The organism is Sphingomonas sp. Xoc002, from assembly GCF_050408055.1.
GTDB classification, from domain to species: Bacteria; Pseudomonadota; Alphaproteobacteria; order Sphingomonadales; family Sphingomonadaceae; genus Sphingomonas; species Sphingomonas yabuuchiae.
In genome coordinates this window covers 906,463-920,373 of record NZ_CP191175.1, presented here as the reverse complement: position 1 = coordinate 920,373, position 13,911 = coordinate 906,463, and the positions used below count along the sequence as shown (strand labels likewise).

Below are 13,911 nucleotides of genomic sequence, written 5' to 3'. Positions count from 1 at the left end.
GGGCCTCAAACGCCAACTTCATTGCGTATGGGGTCGAATCGGCGCATGGGCGATGCTCGAAACCAAAGAAGACGAAAGAGCAGGACGATCATGGCCGCGAACTGGGCCCCCGACAGCTGGACCAACGCCGAAGCGCGCCAGCTTCCCCACTATCCCGACCAGAATGCGCTGGACGCCGCGACCAAGACGCTGGCGACCTATCCGCCGCTGGTCTTTGCGGGCGAGGCGCGCAGCCTGACCGCCGAACTGGCCGAGGTGGCCGAGGGCCGGGGTTTCCTGCTCCAGGGCGGCGACTGCGCCGAGAGCTTTGCCGAGCATAGCGCGAATAACATTCGCGACACCTTCCGCGTCATCCTGCAGATGGCGGTCGTCCTGACCTTCGCCTCCAAGCTGCCGGTGGTGAAGCTGGGTCGCATGGCGGGCCAGTTCGCCAAGCCGCGCTCGGCCGATACCGAGGTCGTGGGGGGCGTGGAACTGCCCAGCTATCGCGGCGACAATGTCAACGACATCGCCTTCACCGCCGAAGCACGAATTCCCGATCCCCAGCGTATGCTGCGCTCCTACGCCCAGTCGGCGGCGACGCTGAACCTGCTGCGCGCCTTTGCGCAGGGCGGCTATGCCAATCTGCACCAGGTCCACCGCTGGACCCATGACTTCATGGGCCGCAGCCCCTGGGCGCAGAAGTATAGCGAGATGGCCGACCGGATCGGCGAGGCGCTGGACTTCATGGCGGCGTGCGGCATCGACCCGGCGTCGGTGCCCCAGTTGGCGCAGACCAGCTTCTACACCAGCCATGAGGCGCTGTTGCTGCCCTATGAGCAGGCGCTGACCCGTCAGGACTCGCTGACCGGCGACTGGTACGACACCTCGGCCCATTTCCTGTGGATCGGCGACCGCACCCGGTTCGAGGGTTCGTCGCATGTCGAATTCCTGCGCGGCATCGGCAACCCGATCGGCGTGAAGTGCGGCCCCAGCCTGGAGCCCGAGGCGCTGTTGCGCATGCTCGACACGCTGAACCCCGGCCGCGTGCCCGGCCGCATGACGCTCATTACCCGCTATGGCCATGACAAGATCGAGGCGCATCTACCCAAGCTCGTCCGCGCCGTCACGCGCGAGGGGCATCCGGTGGTCTGGTCCTGCGACCCGATGCACGGCAACACGATCAAGGCGGCGACCGGTTACAAGACCCGCCCCTTCGACCGTATCCTGGCCGAAGTGCGCGGCTTCTTCGCCGTCCACCGCGCCGAGGGCACCCATGCGGGCGGCATCCATGCCGAGATGACCGGCCAGAACGTGACAGAATGCACCGGCGGTGCGATCGACGTGACCGAGCAGTCGCTGGCCGACCGCTACCACACCCATTGCGACCCGCGCCTCAATGCGGGCCAGAGCCTGGAGCTGGCCTTCCTGCTGGCCGAAATGCTGAACGAGGAAATGGCCGAGCGCCGCAAGGACGCCGCTTGATCGATACCGGAAAGGGGCGGGACGACACCATGTCGCCCCGCCCCTTTCACTTTTATCAAGGTTTCGGCGGGGAAGCGCTTGACGCCCCACCCCACCCCCGCTAATAGCGCCCCTCCACTGCACGGCCCCTTCGTCTAGCGGTTAGGACGTCGCCCTCTCACGGCGAAAACACGAGTTCGATTCTCGTAGGGGTCACCATTGTCAAGACAAGAGTGGCAGAAATCTGCGCTTTTTGCGGACATGGTGCGATTAGCGACATCATCTCGTCCCCCAAAATAATCTGGCTGTGATGGTTCGAAATGAGCCGCCCTGGGTCGAAGGTTATCGATTCGGATATGCCATTGCGTCTCGCATCCGAGTGTGGTTCCGGGCCCCATAACGGCGACCACGCTTCGAGCGTGAGGCGCTTTTCCGATCGATGAAAGCCCGAAGCGCGCTCGAAAGCACGCTGATCCCGACCAAGCTATTTCGCTTAGCGCTGCATCCAGGTTAGCATCTCCGTCTCCCGCACAATCTTGATCGATGCTCCTTGCTTCCGCATCTCTTCAGCGCGGCGATATTCGGCATGACCTGACACAAAGCGGCCAAAGGGTTGGTCGTCACTGATGACGAGCATCGTTGTGGTGGTACCAACCCCTGACATGATCCGCGCCCCGGCTTCCGCCAGACATCGTGCCAGTTTTCCATCTCGAGCAGCGCCCAGTAGGGCCACCCGCTCACCTTTCAGGGGACCATCCGCAGCTGCCTTGGGAGCCGGGCCGCGTCGGGTGCTTGCGGGTGCGAGCCATCCGGAAAGGCCCATACCGGTATGCTCGATTGCGCGCACGATCACGATGCCAGCGGCGCGGGCGTCACTGAGTGCATCGTGATGTTTGTGCCGAATGCCCAGGAACTTGCTCAGCACGTTCAGCCGATGGCTGGGCAGTTCGGGCCAGGCCCGCTTCGCAACGCGAACGCTATCGAGCCACGTCGTCCCGATTACATCACGCTGATGAATCGCGCAGGCGGCGCCGAGCGCGCCCTTGTCGAAGAAGGAATGCGCAACCGTGATCCGGCCTGCCAGATGAGCATTGATGGTCGAATGTACATCGCCGAAGGTCGGCGCTCCGACGACATGATCACTGGTGATCCCGTGGATGCGGGTGTTGAACGATGAGAAATGGTCCAGTGGATCGATCAGTGTTTCATACGCGAATGTCTCGATCCCGTCCTTGAAGCCGACAATGCCGATCTGGCAGATGCTGCTGACGCGGGAGCAAGCCGTCTCTACGTCGACCACAACGAAGTCTGGATCAGTCTCATTCAGCGAAGGCGTGAGCAAAGGCCTCACGGGTGCGCTGCCAGACTGCGGAAGGTAATCGACCAGCGCGGCCGCTCGAGAGCGACGATGCTGTGCTCCCATTCATGACGGGCCGGCCCGCTCAGATGATAGGCCGCACGCGGCTCCAAGGGTGCGGCGGCTCTTTCAAATCCGCCAGTTCGCCGGCGGCGAAACCGCATGGTCGCAGGCTCGCCAAGTGAGAGCCCAAGGACGTGACCATAAATCGGTCGATCACGATGCCATCCGATCCCCGCCCCCGGGTCATAGCGGATCAGCAGCACCTGGATCAGGTCTTCGGGGTCCAACTGCCCGAAAACCGCCACTCGCTCCCGAAATGGACGCAACCAGTCGGGGATCGGAGGCGCCTCGATTGGACGTCCCACCTCAAAGTCATAACTCCAGCCAAATGACGTCGTCAGACGCTTGCCCGTCCATCCCTGGAAACGGAACGGCGTCAGATCGGCCGCGTCGATGCGCGCGATCAGCATCTGCTCTTCGGCTTGGTCGATCAGGTCAGGCTGCGTGCGAAGCCCGGGCAAGATGGGGGTATCGAACAGATCGAGGGTCATGCTGCCGCCTCTGCAAAGATTGCCAGTTCAGGGGCCGTGGTGGCTTGGGCGTCAGCAAAATTCGACACCGTCACGCCGACCAGCCGAACACCCTTCTGGGTCGGCAACACCGATCGGATCAATTCAAGGGCGGCACGGTGCAGCGCATCTCGCGTCGCCACGACCGTCGGCTGGCTGCGCCTGCGCGTGATCTGGTGGAAGTCGCCATATTTGACCTTCACCGTCACGGTTCGTCCAAACGCCTGTCGGCTCTCACACCATCGCCAGACGTCATCCGCCATTTGCAAGACGCCCGCTTCGATCTCCGCTGCTTCGACCAGGTCACGGTCGAACGTCGTCTCTGATCCGGATGACTTGCGGACCCGGTTGGGATTGACCGGCCGGTCATCTTCTCCGCGCGCAATCGAATAATACCAATGAGCCGAGCTGCCGAAATGCGCTTGCAGGAACTCCAGGGGCTTCGCCCTCAGGTCTGCACCCGTCTCGATACCAAGGCTCTTCATTTTCCTGGCAGTGACCGGCCCAATACCATGGAAGCGATCAACCGGCAGCGTCTCGACCCATGCGGCACCCATCTCCGGCGTCACCGCGAACTGCCCATTGGGCTTACGGTGATCGGACGCGAGTTTGGCCAGGAACTTGTTGTACGAGATGCCAGCCGACGCCGTCAGCCTGGTCTCTGCCAAGATGTCGGCACGGATCGCCTTGGCGGTTCGCCAGGCCGTCTCGAGTCCCTGCTTGTCAGCAGTCACGTCGAGATAGGCCTCGTCGAGCGACAGCGGCTGGATCAGGTCCGTGTAGCGAGCAAAGACCGCGTGGATCTGGCGGGAGACCTCGCGGTAAACCTCGAACCGCGGCCGCACGAAGAGAAGGTCCGGACAACGGCGCAGCGCCGTTACCGACGGCAGGGCCGACCGCACGCCGAACTTGCGCGCTTCATAACTCGCCGCCGCGACCACGCCCCGCGCCGCGGCCGAGCCGACCGCAACGGGACGCCCACGAAGATTGGGATCATCGCGCTGCTCAACCGACGCAAAGAAGGCGTCCATATCGACGTGAATGATCTTGCGCGTGACCATGCCGCGGAGCTTATCCCATTCGGAACGAATTGGGAACATATGCTGGTCCGACAAACGAGACTGATGCGCAACTGTTTGGTGATGGCTCCGAAATTCCATTGGCACGTTTAGGGTGCCATGAAGACGATCCGCTTGCCTGACGGCACCACTGTCCCCGCGCTTGGCCAAGGCACCTGGATGATGGCTGAGGATCGGCGAGTCCGATCAGAAGAAATTGCTGCCCTGCGCGGAGGTATCGATCTCGGTCTGACGTTGATCGATACGGCAGAAATGTACGCCGATGGCGAGTCCGAGCGGCTCGTCGGAGAGGCGATTCAAGGCAAGCGGGATCAGGTCTTCCTTGTCAGCAAGGCTTACCCACAAAATGCGTCGCACGATCGCTTGCCCCGCGCTTGCGAGGCCAGTCTCGCGCGGCTCGGCACCGACCGGCTCGACCTCTACCTACTGCATTGGCGAGGCAATGTGCCCTTGGGCGAGACCGTAGATGCGATGGAGCGACTGGTCGAGGCGGGCAAGATTCTCCGTTGGGGCGTCAGCAATCTTGATGCCGATGATATGGAAGAGCTGGTCGCCAGCGGTGGCGAGGCATGCGCAACCGACCAGATCCTCTACAATCTGACCCGGCGCGGTCCCGAGCACGACTTGCTGCCCTGGCTTGCCGAACATGTAATCCCGACGATGGCGTACAGCCCCGTCGAGCAGGGCCGCCTCGTCGGCCATGCCGGGTTATGCTCCCTTGCAGACGAAATCGGTGCGACACCCGCCCAGCTAGCGTTGGCTTGGCTGTTGGCGCGCGACAACGTCATCGCCATTCCGAAGGCTGGCCGAATTGCGCATGTGCGCGACAATCGGGCTGCGGCTGACCTGACCCTCGATGGAAGCGTCCTTGATCGTTTGGACAAGCTGTTCCCCCGCCCCAAGAGCCGCGTGCCGTTGGAGATGCTCTAGGCCAAGCGGTAAACACCGCCCGCTTCGGCCGCGACGAAGCGTTCTGGTGCGATACTCGCAGCACGCAATGCCGTGGCCAATTCCTCAACGGGCTCTTCGCGTGCCTCATCGGTCAGCTGAAACGTGCCCCAGTGAATACCCAGCGCTCGCCCTGCCCCTACATCGTTGAAAATCCTTACGGCGTCGGCCGGGTCGACATGCTGTGCGGCCATGAACCACCTCGGCGCGTAGGCACCGATCGGGATGAGGGCGACGTCAGGTGATCCTAGGCGTTCGCGAACCTCGCCGAAGATGCGTCCGTCGCCATAGCCCGTGTCGCCGACAAACCAGATCGAGCCCGCCGGCGTGTCCAGGTAATGCCCGCTCCACAGCGTCATGCGCGTGTCGCTCGGCCAGCGGTTTGACCAATGATTGGCCGGGGTCAGCGTCGTCACGATGCCGCCGCCGAGGTCGAGCCGCTCCCACCAGTCGCCGCTCATGCACCGCGCTGCCGGGACCGCCGCCCGGACGATCGCATCATTGCCGAGCGGCATCGCCATCAGCGGGTCGTGCGCGGCCTGAAGGCGCCGCAGCGTGTCGACATCGAGATGGTCGTAATGCGCATGGCTCAGCAGCACGACATCAATCGGGGGCAAGTCGTCGAACGCGATCCCCGGCGCGGTCACCCGCTTCGGCCCGACGCGGCGGAACGGACTGGCGCGCTCCGACCAGACCGGATCGGTGAGGATGTTCACCCCCGCCGCCTGGATCAGCAGCGAAGCATGACCGACCATCATCACGCACAGGCCATCGACGCGCGCCTCGGGCCTGGCGGGCGTGACCGGCACCGACTTCGGCCATTTGGCAGCAGCCCCCGCCAGCTTCCAGCGCAGGATGGCGCGCAAGCCTCGATCGGTGCTGGGCTGGCCCGGATTGAAAAAACGGGTACCGTCGAAGTGATCGCTCGGCGGCCCGTTATAATAGCGGTTGCGGGCCACGGTCAGGCGACGCTCATTAGCTGCGAGGGATAGGCGGTCAGTAAGCTGAGCGCCTCCTCCACCGGTGCGGTCAGCCACCGTTCCTGATCTTCGGCCAGGAGGATGACCGGCATCGCCTTGGGATGCTTGGGCGCAACCAGCGGATTGGGCTCGGTCGTGCAGAAGGCATAGACCCGGTCATGATCCTGATCGACCTTCCATAGCCCGGCGAAGCAGGGCACCGCCTGATCCTCGATGGTGAACCACCAGTTGGTGTCGCCTGGCGCCTTCCGATCGGATGCTGCCTTGGGTTCGGAGAAGCGGGTGAAGGGCACCAAGCAGCGATGCTCCGCCTTCAGCAGCCACGGCTTCCACATATTGCTCTGCATATTCCGGGCGTTCGTCCACCAGTCGTAGAGAAAGGGCAGTTCCCCCTCGCGCGCCGGGCGCTTGCGCGGTTTGCGGGTTGGGAAGCCCCAGCGCATTGTGCTGAGCACCCGTCGGCCCTCCTCGACACGAACGACATAGCCGGGTTTGCCGGGCGCCGCGTAATCCTTCTCGACCTCCAGCGTGTTGCTCGCATCGTCGACTGCAGCAAGCGCGTCGAAATAGGTCCGCGGATCGACCTTGATGTTGTAAAGATTACACATTCGCCTGTTCCATCACGACCGATAGCGCGAAACAAGGTTCTTCCACGTCGCGGCGTCCGGATAGGGCAGAGCGGCACCAGTGGGCTGGTCCCGGCCGATCACCACATGGGGACGCTGGGTGTGTCCCTGCGCCTGGCATGCCGAACAACATAGCCGCCGCCCTACCAATCCGAGTGTGCCGTCCCATCCTCGCCGGTAAAACAGCCACCAGAGTGCAACGGCATCGAAGACGCGGACGTGACCGCATTATGGACAGTTGAGACGCAGCGTGCGCTTGTGCAATGCACACTCTTCCAACGTGCGCAGGCGCCGCCCGATATGATCGTGATCGGCCCCTGCCCCGCCTTCTTGGCTGCCCCTTTTACGGCTCTCGTCTGCCACGATCTTGTCCCGTTGCGATTATCGATCCGCTTGCGCAACGCCTTGACCCGCCTGCGGAATCAACGGAACATATAGCGAACATATGAGTCGCAGCAATGATGTCTTCTACCGCCCCACCCCTCGAAACATTGGCCCGCCTGCGGGGCGCCATAGGCGCTGTAGGCGGCGGTGAGGGTGCAGTCCTGCCTTTCGGCATCGAGGCGATAGACAAGCGATTGACGGGCGGCGGCCTGGCGCTCGGGGGTCTGCACGAGACGTCTTCGGCGACACCGACCCTTACCGACGATGCGGCTGCCACGCTGTTCGCGGTGGGGATTGCCGCGCGCGCGGCGGCGCAAAGCGGCCGCCGGGTGCTCTGGGCGCTCACCCGGTTCGACCTCTATGCGCCGGGTCTCGAACAGGCCGGACTCAGCCCTGCCACGCTGTTCTTCGCTGAGGTACGTGAGGACAAGGACGTTCTGGCCGTCATGGAGGATGGCTTGCGTCATGGCGGGCTTGCAGCGGTCGTCGGTGAGGTAAAGCGCGCCGACATGGTTGCGACCCGGCGACTGCAGCTGGCGGCGATGACGGGAAATACCCCTGCCCTGCTTTCACGCCGCTGGCGCCGACAGGGCACCTGCCCACTGACCGAGCTGTCGGCGGCAATGACGCGGTGGCGGATCGCCTGTGCACCGTCCACGCCGCTCCCCGCCCCCGGGGTCGGCCGCGCTCGGTGGATGGTCGAGCTGGCGCGCCAACGGGGTGGCCCGGGCTTCACGATGGACTTGGAGGCATGCGATGACACGGGTCGCCTCGCTCTACCTGCCGCATCTCGCGATCGAGCGACTGCGGCGGCTGGAGCGGCCGCGCGCGCTGCCTGAACCGAGGCCTGCGCCTATGCTTCCGGTCGACGATGACCCTGGTGCCTGCTCGGTGCCACGGGGCGGCGGCTGGCGTCCCGGTGCGCGCTGGGCGCAGCAAGGCGCGGCGCGTACAACGGTGGAGGAGCAGGTAGCGGCACTGCCGCTGCACCAGCGCCCACCGATGCGCGAACTGGGTCGCCGGTCCGAGGCAGCGGACCATCCGTTCAAACACTCCAGCGCACCGGGCCAGCCTCGGGCAGCATTAGCGCCAGTACCCGCGTCACATCTCGTGCCGTTGGTATTGGCCGAGCAGATTGGCCAGCGACAGGTCATCGCCGCCGCTTGCCCGGCGGCGATGACGCTCGGACTGACCCCGGGCATGGCGGTGACGCAGGCGCGGGCGCTGATTCCTGATCTCGACATCCGCCCCGCCGACCGGGCGGCAGATGCGGCGTTGCTGGCGGATCTGGCGCTGCATGCCGTGCGCCACTGGACACCGACCGCCGCGGTCAGCGGATCTGACGGACTGTGGCTGGACCTGAACGGCGTCGCACATCTGCACGGCGGCGAAGCGCGCTTCTGCCAGCGATTGGTCCGGTTCTGCCGACGTTTCGGCCTGACCGCGCGTGTGACGGTCGCCTCCACGCCGGGCGCAGCGCATGCCCTCGCTCGCTTCGGTCGCGACGCGATCCTGTTGGTTCCCGGCGGACAAGAAGCCCAAGCGCTGGCTCCCTTACCTCCTGCCGCACTCCGCCTGACCCCGGAAGCAACAGCGGCGGCGAACCGGTTTGGGCTCGACCGGATCGCCGATCTCCTGCCGCTGCCACGCGGGCCGCTCGCCCGGCGGCTAGGCATGGCGAGTGTCCGCCGCCTCGACGAGGCACTGGGGCGTGTCCCCGAACCGATCGTGCCGGTCGTGCCCGAGGAGACGCCGGTCGCAAAGCGCCGGCTGCTCGAGCCGATCGGCACCGCCGAGGCGATTGAGCAAGTGATCGCCGACCTGCTCGCCGACATGATGATGCTGTTGCAGGCGCGCGGGCGCGGTGTGCGCACATTGGTGCTGCTGCTCGACCGGATCGACGGCAGCGAGCAGCGGCTCGCGATCGGCACCGCGCGCGCGACCCGCGATGTCGTGCATCTCGCCCGCCTCTTCCACCTGCGCATCGAGCGGATCGATCCGGGTGACGGGATCGAGACGATGCGCCTCGCCGCGACGCGGACCGATCCGCTGGGTGCTACCGCGGTAGCGGGCGACCTGACCGGCGAGGCAGCGGTGCCCGACGTCGCGACGCTTGTCGACCAGATCGCCGGCCGGGTGGGCGAGGCGGCGCTGTTCACCGCCGCGCCAGTCGAGAGCGACGTGCCCGAACGCGCGGTACGCCGCGCGCCGCCGCTCGCCGCGCCGACTGGCTGGCCGGCCTGGCGCCGGCCGGTACGGCTGCTCAGCCGGCCCGAGCCGCTGACCGGCGTGCTCGCCCTCCTCCCCGACGCACCGCCGCGCCGCTTCACCTGGCGCGGGCAGGTCCATGCGGTGGTGGCCGGAGATGGTCCGGAGCGCATCCATGGCGAATGGTGGCGGCGCGACGGCGAGGTCTGGGCGGTGCGCGACTATTTTCGGGTCGAGGACGACACCGGCGCACGCTTCTGGCTGTTCCGCCGCGGCGACGGGGTCGATGCCGCAACCGGTGATCTCAGCTGGTACCTCCACGGGCTATTCGGCTGATGGCGGCCCCCACCACGACCTATGTCGAGCTTCAGGTGACGAGCCATTTCTCGTTCCTGCGCGGCGCCTCCAGCCCCGACGAACTCTTCGCCGCAGCCGCGCTGCAAGGCCACACCGCGCTCGGAATCGTCGACCGGGGCAGTGTCGCCGGACTGGTGCGCGGGTGGGAGGCGCAGAAGGCCACTGCCGTGCGGATGATCGCAGGCACGCGCGTCGATCTCGACGATGGGCGGGCGCTGCTGCTCTATCCAACCGACAAGAACGCCTGGTCGCGGCTCACCCGGCTACTGACGCTGGGCAAGTCGCGCGCGGGCAAGGGCGGCTGCACGCTCGGTTGGGCGGATGTGGTTGCCTGGAATGAGGGGTTGATTGCGATCCTGCTCCCGCACGAGGCCGACAAGATGACGGACCGCCATCTTGTCGATCTGCACAAGACATTCGGCGGGCGCGGCTATTGCGGTCTAACCTTCCGCCGCCGACCCGACGATGCGCTGCGATTGCACGACCTCGCCGCGCTGGCCGGCGAGGCAGGGGTCCGCGCCGTCGCACTCGGCGACATCCTCTACCATGCCCCGCAGGCTCGGTTGTTGCAGGACGTCGTCACCGCGATCCGCGAGAAGTGCACGGTCGACACGCTCGGCTACCGGCGCGAGCGGCATGCCGATAGGCACCTCAAATCCCCGGCCGAGATGGAGCGGCGCTTCGCCGCCTTTCCCGATGCGATAGACGCCACCGCTGCGATCGCGCGCACCTGCACCTTCGACCTTGGCGAACTCAGCTATCAATATCCGCATGAACGGGTGGTCGAAGGGCTGACCGCGCAAGGCGCACTCGAACGGCTGACCGAGCAAGCGGTCGAACGGATGTTCCCGGACGGTGTACCGGACGCCTATCGCAAGCAGATCGGCCATGAACTGGCTCTGATCGGCGAACTGGGTTACGCGCCCTACTTCCTCACCGTGAACAGCATCGTCGCGGAAAGCCGCAGACGGGGCATCCTGTGTCAGGGGCGCGGCTCCGCCGCCAACAGCTGCGTCTGCTTCGTGCTCGGCATCACCAGCATCGACCCGATCAAGCATGAGCTGCTCTTCGAGCGCTTCGTCTCCGGCGAACGCCGCGAACCGCCCGACATCGACGTCGATTTCGAGCATGAGCGGCGCGAGGAGATCATCCAGTGGATCTATGACACCTATGGCCGCAATCATGCTGCGCTGACTGCCGTCGTTACCCGCTACCGCGCCCGCGGTGCGGTGCGCGAGGTCGGCAAGGCGCTCGGCCTGCCCGAGGACCTGACCAAGGCGCTCGCCGGCCTCATCTGGGGGTGGAGTCAGGAGGGCGTCGGCGAGAAACAAGTCACCCAGCTCGGCCTCAACATGAACGACCGGCGGCTGCGCCTTGCAATGGAACTGTCGCGCCAGTTGATCGGCGTACCGCGCCACCTGTCACAACATCCCGGCGGCTTCGTCCTGACCCATGACCGGCTTGACGATCTCGTACCCATCGAGCCCGCCGCGATGGTCGACCGGCAGGTGATCGAATGGGACAAGGACGATATCGATGCGCTGAAGTTCATGAAAGTCGATGTGCTGGGCTTGGGCATGCTCGGCTGCATGAACCGGGCCTTCAACCTGCTGGAGGAAGCCAAGGGCGTGGCGGTCGGCATGGCCGACCTGCAGGACGATGACCCGCACGTCTATGCGATGATCCAGAAGGCCGACACGCTCGGCACCTTCCAGATCGAGTCCAGAGCGCAGATGAGCATGCTGCCGCGCATGAAGCCGGCGCGCTTCTACGACCTCGTCATCGAGGTCGCGATCGTGCGACCGGGGCCGATCCAGGGCGACATGGTCCACCCCTATCTGCGTCGCCGCGAGGGGCGTGAGAAGCCCGACTACCCACGCCCCGAATTGCGCGCGGTGCTGGAGAAGACTCTCGGCGTGCCGCTGTTCCAGGAACAGGCGATGAAGGTCGCGATCGTCGGTGCAGGCTTCACCGCGGTCGAGGCCGACCAGCTCCGCCGCGCCATGGCGACGTTCAAGTTCACCGGCGGGGTCAGCCACTTCTACGACAAGCTGGTCGAGGGCATGGTGTCGCGCGGCTACCCCCGCGACTTCGCCGAACGGACCTTCAAGCAGATCGAGGGTTTCGGCTCCTACGGTTTCCCCGAGAGCCACGCCGCCTCTTTCGCCAAGATCGCCTATGCCAGTTGCTGGATGAAGCATCATCATCCCGACGTGTTTTGCGCGGCGCTGCTCAACGCCCAGCCGATGGGCTTCTACGCGCCCGCCCAGGTCGTCCGCGACGCGCGCGAGCACGGCGTCGAGGTAAGGCCGGCCTGCATCAACGCCAGCCGCTGGGACTGTACGCTAGAACAAACACCCGGCCACTATCTCGCCGTGCGGCTCGGACTGCGCCAGGTGCGCGGCCTTGCCAATGCGCATGGTGCGGCGATCGTCGCGGCGCGGGGGGACGCACCTTTCCAGTCGGTCGAAGAGGTGTGGCGGCGTGCGGGCGTGCCCCGTGCAGCGATCGAGCGACTGGCCGAAGCGGATGCCTTCCATGCGCTGGGCGAGGATCGCCGTCAGGGGTTATGGAAGGTGAAGGGCTTGGGCGAGGCCCCCCTCCCCCTGTTCGCCGCCGCCGATGCGCGCGAAGCCTCGTTCTGCCCGGAGGGGCTAGAGCCGGACGTACCCTTACGCCCACTGACCGAGGGCCGCGAGGTGGTGGAGGATTACCGCGCGCTGCAATTATCGCTGCGCGCCCACCCCCTTGCCTTCCTGCGGCAGGATCTCACTCGGCGCGGCATCGTCCGCTGCGCCGACCTCGCCCACATCAAGGACGGCCGCCATGTCGAGGTCGCCGGCATCATCCTTGTCCGCCAGAAGCCCGGCAGCGCCAAGGGCGTGCTGTTCATCACGATCGAGGACGAGACCGGCATCGCCAACGGCATCCTCTGGCCCGATCGGTTCGAGGCGCAGCGCCGCACCGTCATGTCGGCGGCAATGATTGGGATGAAGGGCCGGGTCCAGCGCGAGGGGCTTGTCATCCATGTCATCTGCGACCGGATCATCGACTATGGCGGGCTGCTCGCCCAAGTCGGACAGATGGACTTCCCCCATGCGACCGGCCGGGGAGACGGTGCGCGCCATGCCGGGTCGCCCGACCGGGGCGATGCCGGCTGGCGACCGGGCCCGCGCGACAGCTACTGGCCACCGCACGCCAATGGCCAAGACCCCGAACAGGTGGTGCGGATCAAGTCGCGCGACTTTCATTGATCGGCCATGTCGCGCCATCAGCGGATCATCATAGACTTGTCGCTGCACATCCTGCGCGCGGCCGCCGCCCGGTCGGGCAAAGGCAAGGTTGACACCATCGAGGTGCGCCTCGCGCTACGCTGCCTGATTGCGCATTGCCCGGAACGCTGGCCGCTCGACATGTTCTGGAATTCCGCCGGCACCGATCACGACATCGGCCGCGCGCAGGGATGCACCGCAGCGCTGAATGGTATCATCCGGCAACTGGAGGCCGATCCAAGATAGCCTTGCTGTCGCCAGGCGGGACTTCACCGCAAGGCGAAAAGATCCATGTTCGCATCACCCCAGTCCTTCAAGGCCGCGATGATCGGCGACAGGGATCGGCCGCGATCGGACAGACTGTATTCTACCCGCGGCGGCACCTGGGCAAAGACCTCGCGCTCGATCAGGCCATCAGCCTCCAGCTCGCGCAACTGGTTGGTCAGCATGCGCGGCGTCACATCACCAGCGCGGCGGCGCAACTCGTTGAAGCGCGTGCGTCCGTCCTGCAAATGATAGAGGATCACCGCCTTCCATTTGCCGTCGATCAGGCTCACCGCCGCCTCGACGGCGCAGCCCGGGGTACAATCGAGGCGGGAGTGACGGGCCTTCGCCATCGGGCCGGTATCCTTTTCGACACTATGAGCGTTTTTTGTGCCTACGACATAAGCTGACACCGTCCCTA

Annotated in this window: 12 protein-coding genes and 1 tRNA gene; 7 read left to right on the top strand and 6 right to left on the bottom strand. The window is 65.5% G+C overall.

Annotated features, from left to right (window positions below):
- The first annotated feature begins 90 nt into the window (after nt 1-90).
- Both ACQR50_RS04355 and ACQR50_RS04350 read left to right on the top strand, forming a co-directional pair.
- A complete protein-coding gene (locus tag ACQR50_RS04355; RefSeq protein ID WP_428969935.1) occupies nt 91-1,464 on the top strand; it encodes a class II 3-deoxy-7-phosphoheptulonate synthase in 1,374 nt (457 codons plus the stop codon).
- A 123-nt stretch (nt 1,465-1,587) separates the two neighbouring features.
- Nucleotides 1,588-1,662: transfer RNA gene (locus tag ACQR50_RS04350), tRNA-Glu, on the top strand.
- A gap of 274 nt (nt 1,663-1,936) precedes the next feature.
- Here the strand turns inward: ACQR50_RS04350 and ACQR50_RS04345 are convergent.
- From ACQR50_RS04345 to dinB, 3 genes are read right to left on the bottom strand one after another with little or no spacing between them, the layout of a single operon-like run.
- The gene (locus tag ACQR50_RS04345) at nt 1,937-2,785 is read right to left on the bottom strand and encodes an exonuclease domain-containing protein (RefSeq protein WP_428969934.1); all 849 of its coding nucleotides are present in this window, start codon (nt 2,783-2,785) and stop codon (nt 1,937-1,939) included.
- Nucleotides 2,786-2,790: 5 nt separating this feature from the next.
- Nucleotides 2,791-3,354: an alpha-ketoglutarate-dependent dioxygenase AlkB gene (locus ACQR50_RS04340; RefSeq protein ID WP_428969933.1), complete on the bottom strand. Its 564-nt coding sequence runs from the start codon at nt 3,352-3,354 to the stop codon at nt 2,791-2,793.
- Entirely contained in the window at nt 3,351-4,433 is a 1,083-nt protein-coding gene (gene dinB / locus ACQR50_RS04335) for a DNA polymerase IV (RefSeq protein ID WP_428969932.1), read from the bottom strand. The genes ACQR50_RS04340 and dinB overlap by 4 nt, the downstream gene beginning before the upstream one ends.
- A gap of 117 nt (nt 4,434-4,550) precedes the next feature.
- Between dinB and ACQR50_RS04330 the strand changes: the two genes are divergently transcribed.
- Nucleotides 4,551-5,381 carry an aldo/keto reductase gene (locus ACQR50_RS04330; RefSeq protein WP_428969931.1) on the top strand — a complete coding sequence of 277 codons (831 nt, stop codon included), beginning with the start codon at nt 4,551-4,553 and terminating at the stop codon, nt 5,379-5,381.
- Here the strand turns inward: ACQR50_RS04330 and ACQR50_RS04325 are convergent.
- Nucleotides 5,378-6,358, bottom strand: a complete 981-nt coding sequence (locus tag ACQR50_RS04325; RefSeq protein ID WP_428969930.1) for an MBL fold metallo-hydrolase — start codon at nt 6,356-6,358, stop codon at nt 5,378-5,380. The two genes, ACQR50_RS04330 and ACQR50_RS04325, sit on opposite strands and share 4 nt — an antisense overlap.
- A gap of 2 nt (nt 6,359-6,360) precedes the next feature.
- Complete coding sequence (locus ACQR50_RS04320) at nt 6,361-6,987, bottom strand: SOS response-associated peptidase (RefSeq protein ID WP_428969929.1); 627 nt, start codon at nt 6,985-6,987, stop codon at nt 6,361-6,363.
- A 476-nt stretch (nt 6,988-7,463) separates the two neighbouring features.
- Between ACQR50_RS04320 and ACQR50_RS04315 the strand changes: the two genes are divergently transcribed.
- The 4 genes from ACQR50_RS04315 to ACQR50_RS04300 are packed head-to-tail and all read left to right on the top strand — an operon-like array spanning nt 7,464 to nt 13,472.
- Nucleotides 7,464-8,228 (top strand): ImuA family protein, encoded by a 765-nt coding sequence (locus ACQR50_RS04315; protein ID WP_428969928.1) that lies wholly within the window; start codon nt 7,464-7,466, stop codon nt 8,226-8,228.
- Nucleotides 8,146-9,933 carry a Y-family DNA polymerase gene (locus tag ACQR50_RS04310; protein WP_428969927.1) on the top strand — a complete coding sequence of 596 codons (1,788 nt, stop codon included), beginning with the start codon at nt 8,146-8,148 and terminating at the stop codon, nt 9,931-9,933. Before ACQR50_RS04315 ends, ACQR50_RS04310 begins: the two co-directional genes overlap by 83 nt.
- Entirely contained in the window at nt 9,933-13,208 is a 3,276-nt protein-coding gene (locus ACQR50_RS04305) for an error-prone DNA polymerase (protein ID WP_428969926.1), read from the top strand. Before ACQR50_RS04310 ends, ACQR50_RS04305 begins: the two co-directional genes overlap by 1 nt.
- A 6-nt stretch (nt 13,209-13,214) precedes the next feature.
- Nucleotides 13,215-13,472 carry a hypothetical protein gene (locus tag ACQR50_RS04300; protein WP_294242170.1) on the top strand — a complete coding sequence of 86 codons (258 nt, stop codon included), beginning with the start codon at nt 13,215-13,217 and terminating at the stop codon, nt 13,470-13,472.
- A 23-nt stretch (nt 13,473-13,495) separates the two neighbouring features.
- On the opposite strand, the gene ACQR50_RS04295 is transcribed toward ACQR50_RS04300, so the two are convergent.
- Nucleotides 13,496-13,843 (bottom strand): winged helix-turn-helix transcriptional regulator, encoded by a 348-nt coding sequence (locus tag ACQR50_RS04295; protein ID WP_058732892.1) that lies wholly within the window; start codon nt 13,841-13,843, stop codon nt 13,496-13,498.
- Nucleotides 13,844-13,911: the final 68 nt, after the last annotated feature.

Coding starts and splice junctions, on each gene's coding strand:
- ACQR50_RS04330 (WP_428969931.1), top strand. CDS start 4,551: ATGAAGACGATCCGCTTGCCTGACGGCACCACTGTCCCCGCGCTTGGC.
- ACQR50_RS04295 (WP_058732892.1), bottom strand. CDS start 13,843: ATGGCGAAGGCCCGTCACTCCCGCCTCGATTGTACCCCGGGCTGCGCC.
- ACQR50_RS04315 (WP_428969928.1), top strand. CDS start 7,464: ATGATGTCTTCTACCGCCCCACCCCTCGAAACATTGGCCCGCCTGCGG.
- ACQR50_RS04320 (WP_428969929.1), bottom strand. CDS start 6,987: ATGTGTAATCTTTACAACATCAAGGTCGATCCGCGGACCTATTTCGAC.
- ACQR50_RS04355 (WP_428969935.1), top strand. CDS start 91: ATGGCCGCGAACTGGGCCCCCGACAGCTGGACCAACGCCGAAGCGCGC.
- ACQR50_RS04305 (WP_428969926.1), top strand. CDS start 9,933: ATGGCGGCCCCCACCACGACCTATGTCGAGCTTCAGGTGACGAGCCAT.
- ACQR50_RS04310 (WP_428969927.1), top strand. CDS start 8,146: ATGACACGGGTCGCCTCGCTCTACCTGCCGCATCTCGCGATCGAGCGA.
- dinB (WP_428969932.1), bottom strand. CDS start 4,433: ATGGTCACGCGCAAGATCATTCACGTCGATATGGACGCCTTCTTTGCG.
- ACQR50_RS04340 (WP_428969933.1), bottom strand. CDS start 3,354: ATGACCCTCGATCTGTTCGATACCCCCATCTTGCCCGGGCTTCGCACG.
- ACQR50_RS04300 (WP_294242170.1), top strand. CDS start 13,215: ATGTCGCGCCATCAGCGGATCATCATAGACTTGTCGCTGCACATCCTG.